Source organism: Paenibacillus sp. FSL R10-2736 (genome assembly GCF_038000245.1).
GTDB classification, from domain to species: domain Bacteria; phylum Bacillota; class Bacilli; order Paenibacillales; family Paenibacillaceae; genus Paenibacillus_AQ; species Paenibacillus_AQ phytohabitans.
This window is the reverse complement of the sequence record NZ_JBBOBN010000001.1, coordinates 3,109,432-3,132,265: the sequence shown is the minus strand read 5'-3', so window position 1 is coordinate 3,132,265 and position 22,834 is coordinate 3,109,432. Positions and strand designations below refer to the sequence as shown.

At 50.9% G+C, this 22,834-nt stretch carries 21 protein-coding genes; 7 read left to right on the top strand and 14 right to left on the bottom strand.

Going from position 1 to position 22,834, the window contains the following annotated elements; all coding sequences use genetic code 11:
- Positions 1 to 2: 2 nt before the first annotated feature.
- The gene (locus NSQ73_RS13530) at positions 3 to 1,388 is read right to left on the bottom strand and encodes an APC family permease (protein ID WP_042137753.1); all 1,386 of its coding nucleotides are present in this window, start codon (positions 1,386 to 1,388) and stop codon (positions 3 to 5) included.
- 267 nt (positions 1,389 to 1,655) lie between these two features.
- Here NSQ73_RS13530 and NSQ73_RS13525 point away from each other — a divergent pair, with 267 nt between their 5' ends.
- The gene (locus NSQ73_RS13525; protein ID WP_039298976.1) at positions 1,656 to 2,579 is read left to right on the top strand and encodes an L-lactate dehydrogenase; all 924 of its coding nucleotides are present in this window, start codon (positions 1,656 to 1,658) and stop codon (positions 2,577 to 2,579) included.
- Positions 2,580 to 2,948: 369 nt separating this feature from the next.
- Here the strand turns inward: NSQ73_RS13525 and NSQ73_RS13520 are convergent, their stop codons facing one another.
- Positions 2,949 to 3,881 carry a tyrosine-type recombinase/integrase gene (locus NSQ73_RS13520; protein WP_340986806.1) on the bottom strand — a complete coding sequence of 311 codons (933 nt, stop codon included), beginning with the start codon at positions 3,879 to 3,881 and terminating at the stop codon, positions 2,949 to 2,951.
- Entirely contained in the window at positions 3,878 to 4,792 is a 915-nt protein-coding gene (locus NSQ73_RS13515) for a LysR family transcriptional regulator (protein WP_340986805.1), read from the bottom strand. The genes NSQ73_RS13520 and NSQ73_RS13515 overlap by 4 nt, the downstream gene beginning before the upstream one ends.
- 117 nt (positions 4,793 to 4,909) lie before the next feature.
- Here NSQ73_RS13515 and NSQ73_RS13510 point away from each other — a divergent pair, with 117 nt between their 5' ends.
- Positions 4,910 to 6,226: an APC family permease gene (locus tag NSQ73_RS13510; protein WP_340986804.1), complete on the top strand. Its 1,317-nt coding sequence runs from the start codon at positions 4,910 to 4,912 to the stop codon at positions 6,224 to 6,226.
- Positions 6,227 to 6,415: 189 nt separating this feature from the next.
- The gene (locus NSQ73_RS13505; RefSeq protein ID WP_340986803.1) at positions 6,416 to 7,366 is read left to right on the top strand and encodes an alpha/beta hydrolase; all 951 of its coding nucleotides are present in this window, start codon (positions 6,416 to 6,418) and stop codon (positions 7,364 to 7,366) included.
- A gap of 127 nt (positions 7,367 to 7,493) precedes the next feature.
- Here the strand turns inward: NSQ73_RS13505 and NSQ73_RS13500 are convergent, their stop codons facing one another.
- The gene (locus NSQ73_RS13500; protein ID WP_340986802.1) at positions 7,494 to 7,850 is read right to left on the bottom strand and encodes a hypothetical protein; all 357 of its coding nucleotides are present in this window, start codon (positions 7,848 to 7,850) and stop codon (positions 7,494 to 7,496) included.
- A gap of 247 nt (positions 7,851 to 8,097) precedes the next feature.
- Between NSQ73_RS13500 and NSQ73_RS13495 the strand changes: the two genes are divergently transcribed.
- Entirely contained in the window at positions 8,098 to 9,426 is a 1,329-nt protein-coding gene (locus NSQ73_RS13495) for an outer membrane protein assembly factor BamB family protein (RefSeq protein WP_340986801.1), read from the top strand.
- 12 nt (positions 9,427 to 9,438) lie between these two features.
- Here NSQ73_RS13495 and NSQ73_RS13490 read toward each other — a convergent pair whose 3' ends face one another.
- Positions 9,439 to 10,659, bottom strand: a complete 1,221-nt coding sequence (locus NSQ73_RS13490; protein WP_340986799.1) for an aminotransferase class I/II-fold pyridoxal phosphate-dependent enzyme — start codon at positions 10,657 to 10,659, stop codon at positions 9,439 to 9,441.
- 353 nt (positions 10,660 to 11,012) lie between these two features.
- Here NSQ73_RS13490 and NSQ73_RS13485 point away from each other — a divergent pair, with 353 nt between their 5' ends.
- On the top strand, positions 11,013 to 11,186 hold the full coding sequence (locus NSQ73_RS13485) for a hypothetical protein (protein WP_179093450.1): 174 nt from the start codon (positions 11,013 to 11,015) through the stop codon (positions 11,184 to 11,186).
- Between the two features lie 106 nt (positions 11,187 to 11,292).
- Here the strand turns inward: NSQ73_RS13485 and NSQ73_RS13480 are convergent, their stop codons facing one another.
- Together NSQ73_RS13480 and NSQ73_RS13475 are read right to left on the bottom strand one after the other, a co-directional pair.
- A complete protein-coding gene (locus tag NSQ73_RS13480) occupies positions 11,293 to 12,279 on the bottom strand; it encodes a cation diffusion facilitator family transporter (protein WP_042137768.1) in 987 nt (328 codons plus the stop codon).
- Positions 12,280 to 12,421: 142 nt separating this feature from the next.
- The gene (locus tag NSQ73_RS13475; RefSeq protein ID WP_340986798.1) at positions 12,422 to 14,197 is read right to left on the bottom strand and encodes an ABC transporter substrate-binding protein; all 1,776 of its coding nucleotides are present in this window, start codon (positions 14,195 to 14,197) and stop codon (positions 12,422 to 12,424) included.
- A gap of 142 nt (positions 14,198 to 14,339) precedes the next feature.
- On the opposite strand from NSQ73_RS13475, the gene NSQ73_RS13470 reads away from it, so the two are divergent.
- Complete coding sequence (locus NSQ73_RS13470) at positions 14,340 to 15,581, top strand: MDR family MFS transporter (RefSeq protein ID WP_340986797.1); 1,242 nt, start codon at positions 14,340 to 14,342, stop codon at positions 15,579 to 15,581.
- Positions 15,582 to 15,746: 165 nt separating this feature from the next.
- Here NSQ73_RS13470 and NSQ73_RS13465 read toward each other — a convergent pair whose 3' ends face one another.
- Complete coding sequence (locus NSQ73_RS13465) at positions 15,747 to 16,703, bottom strand: helix-turn-helix transcriptional regulator (protein WP_340986796.1); 957 nt, start codon at positions 16,701 to 16,703, stop codon at positions 15,747 to 15,749.
- A gap of 116 nt (positions 16,704 to 16,819) precedes the next feature.
- Here NSQ73_RS13465 and NSQ73_RS13460 point away from each other — a divergent pair, with 116 nt between their 5' ends.
- Positions 16,820 to 17,755, top strand: coding sequence for a Gfo/Idh/MocA family protein (locus NSQ73_RS13460; RefSeq protein ID WP_340986795.1), 936 nt, complete (start codon positions 16,820 to 16,822; stop codon positions 17,753 to 17,755).
- Positions 17,756 to 18,134: 379 nt separating this feature from the next.
- On the opposite strand, the gene NSQ73_RS13455 is transcribed toward NSQ73_RS13460, so the two are convergent.
- From NSQ73_RS13455 to NSQ73_RS13430, 6 genes are all read right to left on the bottom strand, one after another.
- Positions 18,135 to 18,620, bottom strand: a complete 486-nt coding sequence (locus tag NSQ73_RS13455; RefSeq protein WP_340986794.1) for a flavodoxin domain-containing protein — start codon at positions 18,618 to 18,620, stop codon at positions 18,135 to 18,137.
- Between the two features lie 41 nt (positions 18,621 to 18,661).
- The gene (locus tag NSQ73_RS13450) at positions 18,662 to 19,540 is read right to left on the bottom strand and encodes a hypothetical protein (RefSeq protein ID WP_340986793.1); all 879 of its coding nucleotides are present in this window, start codon (positions 19,538 to 19,540) and stop codon (positions 18,662 to 18,664) included.
- Between the two features lie 35 nt (positions 19,541 to 19,575).
- Entirely contained in the window at positions 19,576 to 20,205 is a 630-nt protein-coding gene (locus NSQ73_RS13445; protein ID WP_340986792.1) for a TetR/AcrR family transcriptional regulator, read from the bottom strand.
- Between the two features lie 276 nt (positions 20,206 to 20,481).
- The gene (locus NSQ73_RS13440; protein ID WP_340986791.1) at positions 20,482 to 21,588 is read right to left on the bottom strand and encodes an AbrB family transcriptional regulator; all 1,107 of its coding nucleotides are present in this window, start codon (positions 21,586 to 21,588) and stop codon (positions 20,482 to 20,484) included.
- Positions 21,589 to 21,612: 24 nt separating this feature from the next.
- Positions 21,613 to 22,266: an MBL fold metallo-hydrolase gene (locus tag NSQ73_RS13435; RefSeq protein WP_340986790.1), complete on the bottom strand. Its 654-nt coding sequence runs from the start codon at positions 22,264 to 22,266 to the stop codon at positions 21,613 to 21,615.
- 105 nt (positions 22,267 to 22,371) lie between these two features.
- The gene (locus NSQ73_RS13430; RefSeq protein WP_340986789.1) at positions 22,372 to 22,773 is read right to left on the bottom strand and encodes an RrF2 family transcriptional regulator; all 402 of its coding nucleotides are present in this window, start codon (positions 22,771 to 22,773) and stop codon (positions 22,372 to 22,374) included.
- Positions 22,774 to 22,834: the final 61 nt, after the last annotated feature.

Here is a 22,834-nt window from a genome sequence, read left to right as displayed (position 1 = left end):
CGTTATTTCTTCGTATTTAAATTACTGCGTTTGTATCCGTACAGACCATAGATTAGCAGTCCTACCGCAAGCCAGATCAGGAAGCCAATCCAAGTTTCTCTTCCCAGATTATACATTAGATAACCGCAGGTTGCCGCACTAAGGAGCGGAATGAACGGAACCCAAGGAACCTTGAAGCCTCTTTTGAGATCTGTTTTCGTACGGCGGAGCACAATAACACCCAGCGAAACCACCAGGAAGGCGAATAAGGTCCCGATACTGGTCAGATTGGCCAGCCGGTCAAGCGGAACGAAGCCGGTAAGAACGGCAATCAGTCCGCCGACCATCCATGTGCTGCGCACTGGCGTATGTGTTTTGGGGCTGACCTTGGACAAGCTCTGCGGCAGCAATCCGTCACGGGAAATGGCAAACAGCAGACGGGTCTGTCCGAACAGCATTACCAGCAGCACGGTAGTCATCCCGGCAATCGCACCTACAGAGATCAGACCGGCGATCATATTCTGGTCAACGAACCGCAGGGCGAACGATACCGGATCACTTACATTGAGGTTCTGATAAGGCACGATCCCCGTAAGTACCAAGGATACGGCGATATAGAGCACGGTACAGATCGCAAGCGACGAGATAATTCCGATCGGCAGATCGCGCTGCGGACGCTTCACTTCTTCGGCAGCAGTCGAAATGGCATCAAATCCGATATAGGCAAAAAATACGGTTGCCGCACCATTCACCACACCATGGAAACCAAACGGCAGGAATGGCGTCCAGTTCTCCGGCTTCACATAGAATATACCGGTGACGATAAACAGCAGCACCACCGAGATTTTGATCACAACCATCACTGCATTGAAACGGGCGGTCTCCTTGACCCCGCGTGTCAGCAGGTAAGAGATCAGCAGGATAATGACCACTGCGGGTAAATTAATAATGGTTCCTTTATCTGCATTATACGCCCCTGACAAAGCGGTGGGCAAATGAATGCCGAAGCCTTCCAGCAGTCCCTGGAAATAACCGGACCACCCGCTGCTTACCGCCGCTGCGGCTACGCCGTATTCAAGCACCAGATCCCATCCGAGAATCCAGGCCAGCAGTTCCCCGAAGGCGACATAGCTGTATGCATAAGCGCTGCCGGATACCGGCAGTGTGGAAGCAAATTCGGAGTAACACAGTGCGGATAACACACAGGCAAAGCCGGCGATGATGAAGGACAGCACAAGTCCCGGTCCGGCATGTTCTGCAGCAGCCACTCCCGTCATTACAAAAATTCCGGTGCCGATAATGGCCCCTACACCGAGCATGGTCAGATCCATTGCACCCAGTGTCTTGCTAAGTTTCTCCGCTCCGGTATTCTGGGGAATAGCCAGCGGTTTTTTGCGGAATAAATCCATTCTGAAATTCGCTCCTGTCAAGTGGTTGAGTGGATAATAAGAAATACATTGTTAGCATGCCCGTTTTGGGGTAATGGATTAAAAGCGGACAGCTTGAAAACACTATCCCTAGAGATTATGATGGATAAGATTGGACCGCAAGTGGAAACGGCTCTGCCTTCCTTATATAGGACGGTACCGTTTCAGCGAGAAATATAAGGATGAATGATGGCGTTTAACTTATAAACCCTTATATTTCAAAATTCGAAAGCTGGAGGAGATCTAACAATGGCCCCATTTAAGCCCAATCGTGTCGTAGTGATCGGCACCGGTGCAGTCGGAACCACGACAGCCTATACGCTGCTGCTGCGTAAGCGCATGCCCGAACTAGTACTCATCGATGTGAACCATCAGAAGGCGCTTGGTGAAGCGCTGGATATGAACCATGGCATGCCATTTGTCGGCGGTGTGAAGCTGTGGGCCGGCACCTATGAGGACTGCAAGGAAGCGGACATCATCATCGTCACTGCAGGAGCCTCCCAGAAGCCTGGTGAAACCCGGATCGACCTGCTGCGCAAGAACATCTCGATCTTCAAAGATATCATCCAAAAAATCACGAAATACAATCATCACGCTATCCTGCTGATTGCCACAAATCCGGTCGATATTCTGTCCTATGCCACCTTGAAGATCAGCGGCTTCGACCGCAGACGGGTTATCGGTTCCGGTACTGTACTGGACAGCGCCCGCTTCCGTTACCTGATTGGGCTTCATAAGGAAATCGATCCGCGCAGTATTCATGGACAAATCATCGGTGAACATGGCGATTCCGAGCTGCCGGTCTGGAGTCTCGCCAATGTCGCGGGAATTGACCTGGGCTTCGATGAAGCGGAACGTGATGAGATCTTCGAGGACACCAAGAATGCCGCCTACGAGATCATAGATGCCAAGGGCTCTACCTCCTATGCCATCGCATTGGCACTGGACCGGATTGTTGCGTCCATCCTGAACAATGAAGGCTCCGTCCTGAATGTCTCCACACTGCTGAACAACTACAACGGCGTATCAGACGTGTTCCTTGGCGCTCCATGTGTCGTAGACCGTTCCGGCGTGCGTGAAGTACTTGATCTTCCGCTCAGTGACGAAGAACAGCTTCTGTTCCAGCAATCCGCCGATAAGCTCAAAAGTGAGATTGCCAAGCTGGAGCTGTAATCTCCGTGCTTGGACAAGCCTGCCGCCAATCCTCAGAGGATTGGCGGCTATTTTACTTATAGGAAGAGATTCAAGATTCAGACTCTGCTTCTTCTCCAGCCCGCCTTACCATCAGACGTGCACAGACGCGTTAACCAATTAAAGTCAGAATTGCTGTCCAGCTTATCAATTTCTTTCATCCATGGTCTAATCGTTGTGTCTACGACTTCGAGGCTTGTCCCTCTCCGCCTTCTACCCTGAATAATAACCCCTTCTCATGGTAGCAATTCACGGCGGTGTTGTCATTATAAAAATGCACATTCCGTGTGATTTATGCGTTATGTTTTGAACAAAAGTTCATAGTGTGTATTGACGCTGTTAGCCCCAGGTTCACGAGTCACCGCTGCCTGTCTTATACGGCATGCCGATCTGCAGTCTGGACATAGCTTCTTCCTTCTCACGGCTCGTAATATGTGTGTATACAGTGGTCGTCTGGATCGAGGAATGGCCCAGCAGCTCCTGCACCGTGCGCAGATCCGCTCCCTTACGCAGCAGCATGGTGGCAAAGGAGTGCCGCAGCTTATGGCTGGAGTACGGCCGGCGCTGGGACAAAGGCACCTCACTCTGGAAGCGGCTGAATGTATCCGCAGCAATCCCTTGGATGCCGCGGATGGAGAGCCGGCGGCCTTTTTGCGAGATAAACATCGCCTCCTCCTTGCTGTGCCAAGGATTAAGACGGTCCGTCAGCGCCTGGTCAAGATACGGGGCAATATCCTCAGGAACTGGGACATTGCGCCATTTGCGTCCTTTGCCGAAGACACGCAGTGAACGTCTCTCTACATTATAATCACTCTGATTCAGCGTATGTACTTCTCCTACCCGCAAACCCATATACGACATCAGCAAAAAAACAGCCAGATTGCGGCTTCTGTATTTGCCGTCTACCGCTGACAGAAACCGCTGCAGGTCTTGTTCATCCAGATAGACCGGCTCACGGTTTTTTTCAGTCTTGGACTTCTTGATTCCGGCGGCCGGGTTGATATTCAGCAGCTCCAGCTCCGTCAGTGCCTTGAAGAGGCAGCTTATTGAGGCATGCTTGCGGTTACGTGTCGCATCACTTACCCCGCGTTCCCGCACAGAAGTCAGATAGGAGACAACCTGCAGCTTTTTAACAGTACCCAGCTCCCGCCCATTCAGACTGCCCAGAAATTCCCGTGCATCAGCAAGATAGGATTTCTGGGTATATGCTGTGTAGCCGGCGTCCTTCATCCAGATCAGAAAGGCATCCAGCTCTTCTTCATATTCAAGCTCCGGCTCATTCATGCCCTGTGCTCCTCCTCTTCCCTCCACATTACAGCATGCTTCTGTACCGTTCCAAGAAACTCACTTAACGCCGGGGATTTCCACTTTTTGCTGTGATATGCAATTTGGGTTGCCACCCGCTGGGATTCATCATTCCAGTTCAGCCGGCCCAGCTTGCCTTCCGCCAATTCCCTGCGGACCGTAATCATCGGCAGGAATGAGATACCGAGTCCAGCCATTACGCACTGCTTGATCGCTTCAATGCTCCAGAACTCCAGATTCGGATCGGGGAATACTCCATGACTGTTCAAATGGCGCTCGAACAAAGTGCGGTAAGTGCAGCCTGTTTCGGTATGCAGAATCGTTACATTTTTAAGATGCAGCGGTTCTACTTCTTCCAATTCCAGCAGCGGGTGATCCAGTGGAGCGACCAGCGCCATCGCTTCATGGATCAGCGTGTCACAGTACATCTCCTTATACTCCGTCTCCGGTTGGAGAAGAAAGGCAAGATCAAGCTCTCCTGAGCGGACGAATTCCGTCAGCTCCCAGCAGGCTCCCGGCTTCAGCGTAATCTGCACCTGCGGATGCCGGCTGCGGAATTCCTTAATAATCCCCGGGAGGCGGAAGGCCGCCAAAGATTCAGGTGCACCAATCCGCAGCGAACCGGATATTTCCGTCTCCGACCGCAGGGCGTTCTCGGCCATCGTGTGCATCTTGGAGATTTCCTGGGCATACGGCAGGAGGCGGCGGCCGGCATCGGTGAGAATGATCTTTTTGCTGATCCGGTCAAACAGGGGCTGCTCCAGTTCTGCCTCCAGCGCCTGAATCTGTGCGGTAATGCTGGACTGGGCGTAATCAAGCTTCTGGGCTGCGCGGGTAAAGCTGCCGGTCTCAACTACAACGAGAAAGGTGAACAGATGCTTAGACTCCATAGTACCTCCTTCAACCTATCGGTTATTCGAATGGATTCCATTCGATAATTCCGTTTTTCCAATGGATCTATTATCTGATACTCTATATTTAAATACAAGGAAAGCGGGACTATTTATATGAAGGAAAATAAATCATTACAACGGAATATCGGGATGCCGCAGGCTATTGCCCTGTACATAGGAGCCGTCCTCGGCTCAGGTGTGTTAATCGTACCCGGACTGGCAGCGGAGATGGCTGGTCCCGCTTCGCTGCTGGCCTGGGGATTCATGACCCTGCTGATTCTCCCGCTTGCGCTGTCCATGGGTCTGTTGTCGGCCAAATTCCCTAATGCCGGCGGGGTATCCCATTTCGTCACCCTGGCCTTCGGCCCGAAGGCAGGCGCACTGGTCGGCTGGTTCTTCCTCATGTCCGTGCCGATTGGCGGTCCTGTCGCTGCACTGACCGGAGCGGGCTATATGACAGCCGCCATGGGCTGGGGCGATCCGGCCAGAATTGCCATCGCTGCAGGGATGCTGGCCATTGGCCTGATTGTCAACTGGATCGGCATGAAGGTTGCCGGTAAAGTGCAGATCGCCGTGGTTATCGCGATTGTTGCCGTACTGGTCTTCTCTTTTGCTGCGGCTCTGCCAAGAATGGAGAGTGTCCACTTCACACCGTTTGTTCCGCATGGCTGGATGAGTGTCGGGCAGGCGGCAGCGATTCTCTTCTGGTGCTTCATCGGCTGGGAGGCCGTCTCACATCTGTCTGAAGAATTCAAGGACCCGCAGCGCGCTGCGGTCAAGGGTGTGACCATCGCTGCGGTCATTGTCGGAGTCCTCTATTTCCTCTCGGCACTCGCTACAGTCGGTACGCAGAGCTATCTCCGCGGAGGAGCCGACTCTTCACTGGTCTGGATCATCAGTCAGCCGCTTGGAGCCTGGGGCGGATTCATTGCCGGACTCACCGGACTCTTCATCTGTACGGCGACGATCATCGCCTACTCAAGCGCTGCATCACGCGTAGCATATGCCTTATCACGGCAGGGATACGCCCCGAAATGGATGGGCCGCTTATCGGCCCGCTATCAGACACCCGTCGGAGCAATCGGCTTCCTGACCTTCTGCTTCACAGCAGTGTTATCGCTCTACGGCGGCGGCCTGCTCTCGATTACGACACTGATTAAATTTCCCAACGCCACCTTCATCCTCACCTATATTGGCGGTTGTGCTGCAGGAATCCGCCTCTTGCGGGGCAGCCGGGCAGGCGTGATGATCAGCTGGATTTCTTTTGCCGCTACGGTAGCCGTGTTTCCGTTTACAGGCTGGGCGATCGTGTATCCGCTGCTGATTACACTGTTGTTTGTTCTGGTGGATTATTTAAGACAGGGGCGTAAACGTGCAGACAATAATCCTGCAGCTACAGGTGCTGAAGAGATTTCCCGGCGCGCATTATAAGAACACTTAAAAGAAACAGGCTGCACTCCTCCTTATTTGGAGGATGCAGCCTGTTTTTCTATATGAGCGGCGGAGTTTCCAGCCCCTGACCAGGGCCTTCCGTTCGGTATACGTTTCAGAAAACTGTCAGATGGTTATGGATGAAGGAGAGCCTGACCTAAATCAGATCTAAGAAGGAGACTATAAACCATGCCAGAAGACAAGAAGATTGTTCTCGAGCCCGCAGCCCAGAAATTCGCTGATGACAACTCCGAGCCTCCCTTTCTGCCCGACCTTGGGCCTGAGAAAGGCCGCGAAACTGTAAATACAGTTCAATCCAGTGAAATATTCAAGCCCGAAGCCGATATCCAGGATCTGACGGTATCCGGCGGCCCTGGTGGTGAGGTGAAGGTACGAATTGTCCGTCCTATCGGCTCCGCTTCTACTTCTCTCCCGGTCATACTCTATATTCATGGAGCCGGCTGGGTATTCGGCAACAGCCATACGCATGACCGCTTAATCCGCGAGCTGGCCGTCGGTGCCGAAGCTGCAGTCGTTTTCCCGGAGTACAGCCTCTCTCCCGAAGCCAAATATCCTACAGCCATTGAAGAAATCTACGCTGCACTGGAATGGATTGCCCAAGAAGGCTCCACTTACGGGCTGGATGCGTCCAAGCTTAGCGTTGCCGGAGACAGTGTTGGCGGCAATATGACTGCGGCCATCACACTGATGGCCAAGGAACGCAGCGGCCCGGCAATCTCCAAGCAGCTGCTGTTCTATCCGGTAACCGATGCAGCCTTCGATACAGAATCATATCACCTGTTCGCCGAAGGATATTTCCTGCAGCGCACCGGCATGAAATGGTTCTGGGATCAATATACCACTGATCCGGAGGAGCGGGCACAGATTACCGCGTCCCCGCTGCGGGCCAGCCTGGAGCAGCTGAGCGGTCTGCCGGAAGCCTTAATCATCACCGGCGAAGCGGATGTGCTGCGGGATGAAGGCGAAGCCTACGCGGCCAAACTCCGCGAAGCAGGAGTGCCGGTTACGGCAGTGCGGTTCCAGGGCATCATCCACGACTTCGTGATGCTTAACGCCCTGGCAGAGACCCATGCCAAAAAAGGGGCCCTGCTGCTGGCAACGGCCTGGCTCAAGCAATAAAGATTACGTTAAAATACGAAATCACATAATGAAAACAGCGGCAGCCATGGATGATATACATCCGGAACTGCCGCTGTTTTATTGAATCAGACTGGTTCCCGGTGGTCAAATGATGGAGATAAACGCGCTACTTCCGCTGGGAATAGAATTCCGCCGCTTTGACAAGCATGTCCTTCAGTGAACTGAAGGAGGTAGTTTTCGTGACATGCTCGTTCAGCTGATCCTGCGGCAGCGACTTCAGCTCCTCTGCTGATCCGGCAGAGAATCCCCCGCTTTGCAGAAGCTCCGTCAATGATTCGAACGGAGTGAACTGTTGCAGAAAAGAACCCGACAACAGTTGGTCCAGCGGCAGCTTCTCCAGCAATTGATCGACAGGCAGCTGGTCTAGCGGAAGCTTTTGCAGCAGCTCACCGACTCCGCCCTCTTTGAACGTATCCACTAATCCTTGTATTTTATCGCCAAAGCCTCCGAAATTGAATCCCATAAAGGCAACCTCCTGATAACTGTAGTTGCTCCTTATTACCCTAAATACCGCTCAGCGAATTATCTAGTTTACATAATGTATGTTATGTTACGTTATTGTTATGATTGTAGTTATGATTGTAGTTATGATTATGTTTATCGTTGTGGCTGTACCTACGGTTACAATATTGTCTTCCTTATTTTAGCAACCAATCCTTGCTCCCGGCGTCTTACTATTTAGTACAAGACACATCAAGGAGATGACTCAGATGCCGCCAATGAAACCCATCCTCACCAGTTTACTCGCCCTTTCCCTGCTCTCATCCCTCACCGCTCTCTCTTCAGCTGACCTCTTGCCGGGTACAGCATACGCTGCTTCCGCGAACAATGCAGTCCCTGCGGTCTCCAAAGATCTGCTGCTGCCCCTGAAGTGGCAAGTAGCCACGGATGGCATGGGCATGTATGACAGCAAGCCGCCTATTATGAATGGAATTCTCTACTACTCAGACAGCAACAAGACGCTGTACGCCAAAAATATAGCTTCCGGCAAAGTTCAGTGGTCCTATAAACAGGGGGCGCATCCGCAATTCGTCACGAATAACTCCGTATTCTTCATCGACAATCAGGAACAGCTCGTCAAAGTATCCGCTGCAACCGGAAAGCTGATCTGGAAGGTTAAGGTGTCGGAGCGGCCTATAGAGATTGGGGCACAGGCCCGCCTGATTAACGGAAAAGTCTATTTTGCCAATGAGTACGGCGTTGTCGCGGCCTATAACCCGGTTACCGGAAAGAAAGTATGGGAGAATAAGAATATTCCTATGTATGCGGGGACTATTTATGGAGAATATTCAGGTGTGTTTGTCGTTTCCAGCACGGTCGATAACATCCGCACCCAATTCTACGGCCTTGATCCGGCTACCGGGAAGCGGCTGTGGAGAATTGAGGGGTTATATAGTTATGTAACTTATCAGAATGGACAACTATTACTCCGTGAGCAGGCAAAGACTGCAGCGGGGAATACGGCAACGGCCGTGCCGGGTTACCAGCTGACTCTGGTACAACTGAATCCCGCTACAGGCAAGATTTCCGGCCGGGAAAACTATAATCTGCTGGACGACATCTCCAGATTGGGAAGTGCCGCTACCTCCATCCAGAACTCTTATGTTTATACGGCAGACGGCAATCTCGACCAGGATGGATATACTCTTACGCGCTTTAAGCGTGGAGCGGATACCGATACGGCCCCCACAAGCTATGCTAGCTTCGGCAACTGGCTGGCCGGTCCCGCGAACGGAATGGCCTTCTTCCAGCATGAGACACAGATTAGCGGAATCAATATTGCGAACGGCAATGTCGTTGCGTTCGATCATCCGGCAGACAAGGTGGAGCACCTGCAGCACGTTGGCAAGGCTGTATTCGCCATTTACAAGAATGGCTATATCTCGATTAACCATTCCGATACCGGCGCACTGCTGGGGATGATCAACAGCGGTTCAAAGTATCCATACTTCGGCAATATAACCATCGATCATGGAACCGCGCTGATTCCTACTGAACACCATATCTTAGCCGTTGCCCTGCCACAAGAATATCAGTAACATACGCGAAGTTTAAACGTTCGTACGCAGAAACTCCCCTATCCTCCGGGCGGCTTCCAGAAGCCGCTCTTCATCCTCAACCAGCGCTATTCTGACGAAACCCTCTCCCTGGCTCCCAAAAGCACTTCCGGGAATTACCGCTACCCCGGTCTTCAGCAGCAGTTCTTGAGCGAAGCTCTGTGATCTTCCGGCTTCACCGTTCACTCCATAGGTCTCCGGCAGCCTCGCCCAGATAAACATCGTTGCTTCCGGCAATGGCACACTCCAGCCTTCACGTGCCAAGGCTTCCACAAAAACATTCCTGCGGCGTTCATACAGTGCAGCCACTCCCTGCTCCGGTCCGGAAGTCATCGCCTGCTCCAGCGCTGCGACTGCCGCTTCCTGGATGGGATCGAAGACACCGTAATCCACATTGCTCTTCAGCTCCCGCAGTGCCCCGACGGCCTGAGCATTGCCCGTCATGAAGCCGATGCGGCAGCCGGCCATATTGAAGCTTTTGGAGAAGGAATGAAATTCAACCGCCGAATCCATCGAACCTGGTACCTGAAGGATACTGACGGGCCGGTAGCCATCGAAGCCCATCTCCGAATAGGCCAGGTCATGAATGATCAGCACGTCCCATTTAAGAGCAAGCTCCACTAACCGCTCCATATAAGCCAGATCTACCGTGACAGATATCGGATTGCCGGGAAAGCTGAGTAATATAAATACCGCTTCACGCCATACCTCATCAGGGATGCTCTCCAGATCGGGCCGAAACGCATTCTCTTCCAGCAGCGGCAGCGGCCAGGCTCTAACGCCGGCTATAGCCAGTGATCCTGAGTAGATCGGATAGCCGGGGTCCGGCACAATCGCCAGATCCCCAGGATTGCAGACCGCGAGTGCGAGATGTGCCAGTCCGTCCTGCGAACCCATCAGGGATACGATTTCTTCATCCGGATCAACTTCAGCATCGAAACGCCATTTCATCCATTTGGCCGCCTGCTTACGGAATGCTTCACTTCCTTTGGAAGCCGGATAAGCATAACTGTCCTCCCGCAGCACTGCTTCGCTTAAGACATGACGGATTTCAGGCAGAGGCGCCCGGTCCGGACTGCCAATCCCGAGATCAATGACCTCCAATCCAGACTTTCGTGCTTCCGCCTTCCAGGCGGCTACCTCAGCAAAAATCGACGACCCCAGATGAGACAGCTTGTCCGATCTCCATTTATGTTCCGGGCTGCTATGTACCAATACAATACCTCCAGCATTTGTTTTCCAATTATTATAGCATGCGTTCAGAGTGCAGAAACCATGAAAGCCTGAGCAAATTTCGCGAATGGGATTATATTACATTAATATATTATTATTCTACTAAATTGACTCTATTTGAGCTGATCACTAGTGCCTGAATTCATATAAAAGTCCCTCAGAACTGAAATAGCGTATAATTTATATTATACGCTGTTTTTTCGGGGTATATTTCGGCCATTTTAGCCCCTATTTCAACGGACCTCACTTCCTTTCAAATGATTTCAGTTCCGGCCGAACCGTAGGTTCCCTCTGGGCATAGGATAGGGGTATACATTACAAAGGTGGGACGTATCATGGCCAAAAACAAGCGCGGCAAAGCACTCTGGCGCACTCCTTCCAGAGCAAGGGGCACCTGTCCGATCTGCGGGAGCACCCGTATTAAGCTATTGTATTTCGGAAAAGGTCCTGCGGGCGAGAAGCTCACCGTCTGCAAGAAATGTGACGGCAAGCAGCAGGCGGCGGTCTGAGCTAATCCCAGCTTCGCCTGCACAAAGAAACGGCTTGCTTGTCCCCTAGGGGAAGCAGCCGTTTCTTCAAGTTAACCCTCTCTCCTGTTCCAGCTTAAGCAGAGACTCATTGCAACTCATGCTGCGGTACCCAGTTCTGAATTCCATTATCCTCGAGTATGCCGAGCGTCACATCGGAAATATGCGGGTCTGCAAGCAGCTTGTCCCTTACCTTGAACTTAATATCGTCGGCATCGGCAAGTGTCATTCCCCGTTTCAGCTCAATGAGTCCTTCTACGTGGTAATAACGTCCCTCCTGCAGAATCCGCATCTGATAAATATCCGTCACCCACGGGTCATCAAAAATAATCTTTGCCACCCGCTCCTCAATCTCCGGCGGTGCAGCCACACCGATCAACCCGACCATGTTGTCGTAGCCTACACGGAAGGCCACCCCGATCATCATGAAGGCAATCAGAATACTGCTCACACCATCCAGCAGCTTGAAGTTTGTAAAAGCGGTAACCAGAATGGCAATCATGGCGAGCAGCCCGCCGCTGGTTGCGACCAGATCCTCATAGTAGACAAGCCGGGTAGGCGGGGCGGCTCTTTTTACATTTTTGAGGGAAGCCGTGAACTTGCCCAGCCCCTTGGCCTCAACCCGTGATTCATGCAGCACCTCGTTCATCGCCTTAACCCAGACGAATCCGTCTGCCGCGATTGACAGCACAAGTACCAGCACATTGATCCAGTAGCCTTGCGAGTCCGTAGCCGGATGCTTCAACAGATGGAAGCCTTCATGCATTGTCTCGTACGCCATGATGGTTACAACAATTACGGCCACCATGCAGAACAGATTAATCACCCGTCCGAAGCCGTCCGGGAAGCGGCGTGTCGGTCTTTTCTCAGCCAGCACACTGCCTGTAAATACAAACATCTGATTCACAGCGTCGGCAATCGAATGCATCATTGTGGCAAACATTGAACCGCTGCCTGTCAGTGCAAAAGCGATTCCCTTAACGATGGCAATACCTGTATTGCCGATAGCAGCCGAGCCTGAGGATTTATTGCCCTTTTTGATTAAGCTTCTTATGCTTTCGTTTGTCTGCTCCATTATCCGGCAGCCTCCTTAAGCTCATATACCGAAATCCGGCAAACGCCTCCGCAGCTGATTTCGTACGGCTCCCGCCGTGGTCTATGTATCTATTTACCCCATGCGGCAATTTTCTATCAGCTGCGGTGAGTTGGAGGTTGAATTACTGGAATCCCGATTTAACCCATAGCTTCGAAATATCCAGAAATCCGAAAGAGCCGGTCTGCAGTCCGAACAGGTTTTGGCTAAGCTGCGCTTTTTTGTTCATATGGCAGCCATAGAGCACCCAGCAGTTGTCGCGCAATTGGTCTTCCGCCAGATCCAGCAGCTCCGCCCGCTTTTCAGCAGGCAGTCGGGAGAAATGCTCCAGTACCCGCTGCAGCGCCAGTTTCTGACGATCCAGCAGCAGATCATGCAGATAGTTCGACTCATTGCGGAAATAATTGATCATCCCCCACTGCCAGTCATCCTCCAGCACCTCTTCGGCAATCAGCAAGTCAGCATAGCCCATGATATCTGCGAGATCGTATTCGGTCAAAGGATGCAGCTGGAGCTTAAGGCCGATCCTCCCGCCGCGTTCCTGCAGCCATAAAGCCTCCTCCTGATCCTCCTTCCGGCTCCGGTAGGCAATCGTCAGCACTTCTCCCCCGTAGCCGCCAGCCTGAAGCAGCGCTCTTGCTTCCTCAAGCGATGGCTCTCTGAACTCCTGCTGATTACTCTTCCAGGGCAAAAAGCTGTCCGCCGGCATAATCCGGTTGCCCCCGAGCTCCCGGATCATGGCCGGCTGATTGTACAATATCCGTAACGCTTGCCGTACAGCCTGCTGATGGTGAAGTCCTTCTCTTCTAAAATTAAACAGGATATAGCGGCAGCCCAAGGCCGGGTAATCAATGCTATGACCCTGCTCTTCCCCGGCAGGAAGCGGGTTGTGCCCGGCATCCGTAAGCTGATACTGGCGGACACTCGATCCCAAATGCGGTAAATACCAGATTTCTACCCGGTCCAGCAGTGGGCGGATTCCGTAATAGAGGTCATATGCGCCTAGCACCAGTACATCCTCATTCAGATCCAGTACCTGATATGGCCCCGTCCCTACCGGATTAGCGGCGAAATCCACATCATAAGGCAGAATAGACATATAGATTGAACTGAACAGATGCAGAAAAAAGGTATTGGGCTGCACGAGGTCAAACCGGATTCGATAATCACTTTCCAGCTCGACATGACAGATATCCCTAAAATGGCTGATCGCCGGACTATTCAGATCGGTCAGACGCTGCAAGGTCTCTTTGACATCCCGTGAAGTCATCCCCCGTCCGTGGTGAAACCTTACCCCCTTACGCAAATAGAACAGGTAACTTGTACTGTCCGGATTGGCCTCCCAAGTATGCGCCAGCCCAGGCAGAAAGCTGCCATTCTCTGCATCATAGGTAATTAATGTACTGCAAATATGCCCCAGCAAATAGGTTTCAAAAGCTGTGTACACCATCGCCGGGTCCAGCTTCTCCATCGGGCGGTTACGGGAAATCCGCAGCACCTCCTGCCCGGATGTGGAGTCCGGCTCACTCCAGAAGCCCATTTGTTTGTCGAGTACTGCCAGCAGGCGTTCCTTAAGCGGCTCGTTCACCTGATATTGGCCAATTAACTCGATCGCCGGTTTAATCCGGCCTTTATGGACCATGTCCTGAAACTTCTCCTCCAGCACCTCGTCCACACTGCGCAGGAACGTCAGCTGCGAATAATTTCCTCTGCCTCTGCCGGGTATCCATGTGATCAATTGCTGTTCCTCAAGCTTCCGCAGAATAAACTTTACATTGCGCGGCGTGCAGCACAGGATGCCGGTTAGTTGCTCAATAGTGACCGGAATGGGCTGCTGTACGATAAAAGCCGGGTCTAAAGCCGCGGCCAAACAGAGATAATTCATGCTGCTATTGTCCATATATCCAGACTCCTTTAAAGGTGAAAAGTCACATGAAATTCTTACACTTTTATTTCATCCTTTTATCTATACAATTATACTTAATTCAGCATCAAGAAGCATTCGCCAAATTCAATCACCCGATTAGGAGACATCTGATTCTATGAAACAGCATTTGCGGCACATTCATCCTCTGGCTTGGACCATTATCATCGGAACGATGTTTGGCCGGCTGGTCACCTCCATGAGTATCCCTTTTCTATCGATTTACCTGACACAAGTCCTGGGCGCTACTGCCACCCAAACAGGATTTACGGTAGCCGTCAGCTCTCTGGCGGGTGTTCTGATCAGCTTCTACGGCGGTTACATATCTGACGTGATCGGCCGCAAAATCGTTATGCTGGTCTCCGTTTTCGGCTGGGCCTGCGTATTCTTCGGCTTCTCAGCCGCGCAGCATTTATGGGTCTTTTTCCTCGTCAATACGCTAAATGGGCTATGCCGTGCAGTATTCGAACCGACCTCGCGAGCTTTACTCTCGGATATTACACCTCCGGATCACAAGCTGCTGGTCTTCAATCTGCGGTATGCAGCGGTTAATCTGGGTGTGGTATTCGGGCCGATCATTGGCCTGCAGCTGGGCTCAGCCAAATCCACATTCCCGTTCATGATCGCCGGGATCGTCTATATCGCCTATGGACTTGTACTGTTCCTGCAATTCTCTGTACACCGTGCCAGCCTGCCGGTTCATGGCGAAGTCCGTACACCGAAGCTGCTTGAAGCGCTGTCCACCACCGGAAGGGATAAGGTCTTCCTGCCCGTTCTGCTCGGTACGATCTTCTGCGTGCTGGGATATGGGCACTTCAGTTCAACACTGGCGCAATATCTGGCGAACAACCCCCATTTCAGTAATGGCAAACAGCTCTTCTCCTACATGCTCTCTCTGAATGCGGTAACGGTGCTGATTGTGCAGTATCCGATCGTCCGTACAGCCAGCAAATTCCCGCCGGTCATTCCTCTGATCCTGGGTAATAGCTGCGTTGCTCTCAGTCTGCTGCTGTTTGGCATGCCTGGCGGAGTCGCGCTGATCATGTTCAGTGTCGTGCTGTTCACAGTCGGGGAAGTCCTGCTCTTCACGATGATGGATATGCTGATTGACCGGATTGCCCGTCCGGAGTGGAAAGGTACTTATTTCGGCACCATCGGCTTCAATAACCTTGGCAATGTAATGGCGCCTATTCTGGGAGGCCTGCTGCTCGATCAATTCGGTACGGCGAATGGTCCGGCCGTATTCGTGCCGCTGGCTTTGACTACCGCGCTGGGTCTGCCTTTCCTGATTACGGCGCACAAAAGGCTCCAGAGCAGAGAGCTTGCCGAAGCTGGCAATAAGGCTAACATAAGTGCCTAAGACATCAATAATCCCCAGACTTGGCTGAGAAGCTTAAGTCTGGGGATTATTTTGACTACCTTGCTCTATAACAATAACATGCTGCCATAAATTCACTCGCGAACTATTGCTTAACAACCACTCACCCTCAATTAGTTAACATAATATTAATTATGTTATCCAATCTCAACAATACATTTTATTCCATGTACTAACCTGACTGCTAATGTATTCCCGAAGCTCTGCCGGTTCCATAATTTCAGCTTGGACGAGCAAAGGAAGCACCTTCTCACACGCAGTCTCATAGTCGTACATATTCGCAGTGATGATCTGGAATTCACCCTCTGGTTCCGTATTCATAACTTCTAACCTCTTACTGATCCCCTGATTATGCACTGGCGTGCGGATGACTACGGGGTAGATTTCCCGTGCTTTGCTGGCATTAATGAAGGCAAGCTCTCCTTCCTTCCAGTATACCTGCAGGGAGAAGTGTTCAGGGATAGTATAGGTCCCCTCTATTAACGACACCGCGGCAAAACGCTCGCATTTAAACGTACGAATAGCCTCTGCCCCCTCGCAAAAAGCGGCCAGATACCAATCGCCCTGCTTGACAACAAGCCCATAGGGATGCAGCTTCCGGCGGGAGAGCTCTCCATTCACTTTGCGGTACTTCGTCTCAATCCGTCTGCCTCGCCACACCGCAGTGCGCAGCGTCTCCAGATATGGCACTGCCGCCCGATCACTCCACCACGGTGTATCATCGAACAGAAAACGGCTCTGCGCGGTACGGATATCCTCCTGATAAGGAGCGGGCAAGCTTGCTTCGAGCTTCAGCAGAGCATTTTGGAGCAGAAGACCGGTCTCGCCCGAACCGCCTGCTGGCATCCCCATCCCTGTCAAAAACAGCTGAATCACCTCTTCGCCATGCAGCCGCCGCAGATTCACCGTATAGCCCTCCATCAATGAAATCCCGCCGTTCGGCCCGGTTGTGGTAACGAGAGGAATGCCCGATTCAGCCAGGACATCAATATCTCTGTAGATGGAGCGGACAGAAGTTTCGAGGGCCTCTGCCAGAGCAGCTGCCTTCATCCTGCCCCTGGATTCAACCAATAAAAGAATTGCAATCAAGCGGTGCAGCCGCATCCTATCCCTCCAGTTTCTATTTCAATGACGCATCGTTTCACAACTCTATTCTTGCCACTCAGTTGTCAACAATAGGACGTTATGATGAATGTATCAAATCTAAGGAGCTGCTGTAAATGAATATTGGCATATTGGGAACAGGTTTTGGAGCCTATCATGCATCGATCTTGAAGCAACTGGAGTCTACAGACCGTGTGGTCGTCTTCGGACGTAATGAAGCCAAGCTGCTGAAGCTGAAGGAAGAGCTTGGGGTAGAGATCACGTTGTCTATAGAAGATATAATGTCTGATCCCGGGCTGGATGTAATAGATATCTGTCTGCCTTCTGCGCTTCATAAGACTTATGCTGTGGAGGCACTGAGACGCGGGAAGCATGTATTTTGCGAAACGCCGGTTGCCCTGGAGCCGGAAGATGCACAGGAGATGCTCTTGGCTGAACAGCAATACGGCCGGAGAATTCTGGTCAATCAATTCATCAAATTCGATTATGCCTATGAATACTTATATAAGGCAGTTCAAGAACTAACATACGGCAAATTGCTGCAAGTCACCTTGCGCCGGGAAACGGCACCGCTATGGGGAGACCTGGGCCTCTCCAAGATCGCAGCTAATCTGATGATTCATGATCTGGATTTCATCGAGTGGCTGCTGGATTCACCTGCACCTTCTGCGGTCTGGGGTACCTCTGGAGCTAAAAACGGTCAAGCATTAGTGCATGCTTCCTTCTCTCAACCTGAGGTGAGCGCACAGCTGATTGTCTCTTCGCAGATGCCGGAGTCTTATCCTTTTACCGTCGGTTATGAAGCTTATTTCGATCAGGCGAAGCTGGTGTTCCACGAGGTCGGTTATGCGAACGGGGATATAGAGGCCAGCTTAACCGCATATACGTCTATAGGCAAAGAGAGTATTCCATTGACTCCTAACAATCCTTATGAAAAAAGCTTACGCCATGCACTCCAATGTCTGCAGGACGGTACGGACTCTATCCTCTCTCTGCAGCATGCGCTGAAGTCCCTGGAAATGGCGTCAAAATTGACGGAAGTACTCCGTTAATTATTCGCGATAAATACTGTTGATTTCTGTAGCTGGTTGTGGTACTTTCATCCTTTTTTCTATCTTTTTGTGGATAGGTACGTATTGAATTTGCAGAGGAGTGAGGTAGCTAAGTGGAGTAATTGGGGAAGACTTTACTATTATGAATTTTTCATATGTTGAAATAGTATAATACATAGAGGAAGGTCTGTTATTTTTAGAGATAAATACAGATTGTTAGTTAACATAATTATATTTATGTTACCCTAGATAGAGTTGAATGCTATATCTTCCCAAAATCAATGCAGCGGCAGCTCTTTGCACAGGATCAATTTCCTTGGCTGCCGCTCTTTTACAGAAACTTTATCATTCCAGCCCCTGCCGTTGGCTTGCAGCCAATCTAACTCACTGTCATTGCACGCGCGAATCCTTCGAGCTTATTCATCGATAATCCAGCTCCAGCTTCATTCCCTTTCCCCTTGACCATCCGCAGAACCCATTTGTCCAGTGCTGAAATTCTCTCCGGATAAATCTCATCGCCCAGGATTTCCTTGGCAAGTGCCTTCTTGTACAAAACCTCCGGATAAGCTTGCTGAAGCTCCTGCTCCGCTTTCTCCCCCGTCATCCCTGCACAGATGAATAACCCGAGCCGCTTACCCGACAGCTCCTGTACATTTTTGGAAGTGAATGCCGCCATTTCTTTACGGATTGTACCGTAGTAGATGGAACCGCCCAGAATCACCGTGTCATAGGCAGCCAGCGCCGGCACTTTGGCATACTTTAGATTCACAGCCTCAGCCTCTCCAAGCCTCAATTTCAACAGAAATGCCGCTTTCTCGGTACATCCATACTTGCCTGCATATAGAATCAGTGTTCTATTACTCATATTATCCGCCGCTCCTTATCTATGGTAAATGGGTTTGAAGACTATCCCGGTTCCTGTACATTGCTTAATACAAGGTATAAACAAACAATAGCACCTAAATTAAACGCAGGAAACGCTATCAGCTCTACCGTGGATACACTTACTCCCGCCCTCAGCATCCCAATGATCATGGCAGTGATGGAGGTTAGCAGGGCCGCAGCTTTTACTATGACTACAGAAGCAAGCAGATAACCATAAGGCCGTCTGCGAATGAGCAGTACTCCGGTAATTGAAGATAGCGGAACAACAATGGCTAAATCGAGTGCCTGAATCACTAATGTGCTGTAATGCTCCAACCCTTCGGGTGCTATCCCTTGGCGATAAGAACCAGCGAGCCTGCCCAGCCATAACAACATGATCATTAATGAGGTGAAAAGCAGGAATACACCTATGCTTTGTGCCGGTAAACTTGGTCTAAAGAAACGTTCTACCTTCTCCTTCTCTAATGACAGCAGAGTCAGAATAAATGCAAATAAGCTGGATGAGAATAATATTACATAGATTAGAAACAGGTTATTGTACATAGACAGGAAGCTGTAGGACGCATAAGTATACGTAAAATATCCCAAGGCTCCAGCTAACAGCAGCCGCCCTCTGACCAGCCCTCTGAAGCTCATAACCAGTGAAACGAGCAGCAAGGGAACCCCCAGTACCAGTGTAACTCCATCCTGGGCTTTGGCCTGGGCAACGACAGAAATTGAATCATTTTTATAGATTCCGCTACCATATAATTCGACCTTCTCACCCCGGATTGAGGTAAAGGATTCAGAACTCCCTTTCACCCCCGGTCCGTGACCTGACAGCAATCCGTACCCCGACGCGGCTATCGCAAGGATAATAATTAATCCCGTTAAAATGCCAACTGACCGTCTATACCCCATCGCCTTCTACCCCTTAACCGAATAATCGTAAAAACTCATTCCCTACTCCCTGCAATAAGCACCATTAACTCGACATGCCGGGCAATCAGCGCCTCCTTCTGCTCCTCCGGCAGATTCTTCTCGACGCTCAGCCTCATGATCAGTCCAAATGCCGCACTCCAGATCACTTGGGCAGTAAGTTCAATTTCCTCCTCTTGGCGGGCTGCCATCCCTCTGAATTGGCGTAGAGTCCTGCAGAGCATGCTGATCGCATTACGCTCCAGTGCAGCCCCTTTATGCAGTACTGCAGTATGGTTAAGTACAGCAGGCGAATCATTAAGCATCACATTCCGGTACTGTGATCCTTCCGCGGTGGTCATCCGGATAAACTGTGACAGCGACTGGCTTAAGTTATCCTCAGCCGATACTTCACTCCGCGCAGTGTCTGATCCGGCTGTTAGCCCGCCCATCAACTCCCTGTACCCCTGCTGAAGAAGCTGCTCCACTATATCCTCTTTTCCCTGAAAATAGTGATAAATGATCCCGGCGGAATACTCCATCCGTTCAGCAATCTTGCGGATAGACAGCTGCTCAATCCCCTTCTCGGCCACTAGTTCACCAGCCGTTGTCAGAATTAAATTGCGCATCGCTTTCCGTTCCTGCTCTTGCCTTTCTTCTTTGCCCATGATTGTAAGACTCCTTTAACAAGGCGTTAATTAATTTAACACTGTAATGTTTTTAAACATTGTTCAATTCAGATTATATGCACCGGGATACCTTAAAAGATGTGATTATTTTTACATTTTGAGAAATCGACCCATTGCACGAGCAGAAAAAGCCCGGGACTAATCCCCGGAGGGCATCCCAAGCTTTGCTTTAAGTTCACTTTTAAGTTCTCTTTTCATTGCAATCCCGCTTTAGCCGATTAAACTCAGGAATTAGTTAACATAATCATTATTATGTTAACTAACCGTTACCGTCTTGCGTTTTTTCTCCCGGAAGATCCATTTAAACAACGGCGGAACCGCAAAAAAGATGAAAAACGTCCGGAATAACTGATAGCCCGCCACCGTTGGCAAATCCGCCCCTACCTCATGCGCGATCAGACTCATCTGATCCATCCCTCCGGGAGCAAGACTGAGCAGCGCGGTTGCTGATGATACCGAATCCAGATAAGCGAACAGCAGACTGAGGCCATACGCCCCTGCTATCAGCACTGCCCCGCTGCCTACAGCCAGCGATAGAGTCAGCAGTTTATTGTTCAGCTTACGCGGATCGAGCAGCAGTCCGACATATACCCCAATCATCAGCTGCGCGGCATTGATTAGAGCATCCGGAAGCGCTGGCCCCTGAAGACCGCTGATCTGCAGAATTGCCGTAATAATAGCCGGACCGAGGAGATACGCGGTGGGAAATTTAATCTTTTGGCCTACAATTCCGCATACCGTACAAGCGACGCCAAAATAAAAGATATTCGGGAATAGCCCTCCCCACCCGGCCGCAGATTCAACCAGAAGAGGTGTATTCTCTCCCCCGCCAGCGTGGCTGGCAAACAAGGGACTGTAGATCAGCAGCGGCACACAGATAATAATCATCATCAGCCGTACCACCTGAATGACGGTTACAACCGTAAGATTGATATCCTCCGACTCTTCGGCCAGCACCAGCATCTGGGTTAAGCCGCCAGGGATACTTCCCAGCAGGATGGTCTTGTAGTTGGTTCCCGACACCTTAGATACAATCACCGCAATTCCGGCGCAGAACAGCAGCAGAAGCGTAGTCATAAGCAGCATAGAGGGCAGCTGATAAGCTATTTGATTCAGTGCAGAACCGGTCAACGAGAGACCAATCGTATAGCCGACGATAATCATCCCTGTATTCCGTATTTGTCCGGGCCAGATATATACTTGCTTACGCAGATTGGAACCGGTCAGCACAGCGATCATAGGGCCGAGCAGCCAAGGCAGCGGGAGATGCAGCAGCATAAAGATGCCCCCGCCAGCCAAAGCGGTAATCAGGGTCATCAGAACATATAGCGGATTACGCCGGGTCACAGATAGGGTTGACATCAACAATCCTCTTTTCCAGCCCATTCAGCTTGGTTCATATTGGAGAGTATAGATGTGATTCAGTCCGGCAAGGGTCTCACCGGTAATCACCAGCTCTTCTACAACGTTAACAGGCCGGCCTGCAGCCTGCAAGAACTTATCCGCTTTGGCAAAATAAAACCGGCCGAGCAGTCCCAGCGCTTTGGTGCTGTAATGCATAGGAATGGCAACCGCCGGCTGCAGCTGCTTCACCACTGCCGCTGCTCCAGTACCATCCAGCGTCATTCTTCCGCCGACAGGAATCATCAACACATCAACCTCCCCTATCTGCTCCACTTGCTCTGGGGTCAGAATATGGCCGAGGTCACCGGCATGACAAATCCGCAGTCCGTCGACGGTGAAGACAAAGACCGTATTGCTGCCTTTTTTGGCCCCTTCAACATTATCATGATAAGTGGGCACCCCATGAATCTCCACTCCTTTTACACTGAAATGCCCTGGGTTATTAATTAGTTCGTAGTCGCCTTCAGCGATATGAACCTGGTTATGATCCTTATGCTCATGGGTGACTGCCAGTATATCCGCCCTAACCCGGGGCATCCGGTAGCCTAGGAATTTCCCGTACGGATCAATCAGAATTACCGTCCCCTGCTCCGATGTGAGCTGAAATGCGGAGTGTCCAAACCAGTGTATTCTCATTTAATCTCCTCCATAATTGAATAGTGCTATTAAATTGTGCATTTATTTGCACATTTTAAATCAAAAAAAGCATGTGTTTGGAGAACGGCCACGGAATCCCAGCCGTCACTCCACCAAATCAGCAACCGTATAGGATTTCAGCACATGCTCAACCTGGAAACGGATATCCGTCATAATCTGATCGAAGGACTGGCGGACCTTCTGTCCAAACAAATGATTGCCTGTAGTGTCCAGCATGCCGTCCAGCATAGGTACATCATCATGCATGGACAGATATACCTCTGCCAGGGTAATATCTCCGGGTTGTTTAGCCAGCATATAGCCTCCACCCCGGCCTTGACGTACCTCAATATAACCGGCTTCAGTAAGCCGGGACAGGATCTTGCGCAGCGCTGTCGGCTCGCAGCGGATCTGTTCAGCAATCTCCCTGCTTGAGTACTGTTCCTTAGATGAAGCGAGCACGACTAACGCCTGCAATCCATAACCAAATCGTTTGAGCTCTGCCATGGGAAGTAGTGACTCCTTCACTGCTACTAATATGTGCAAATCATAGCACACTTAATATCTG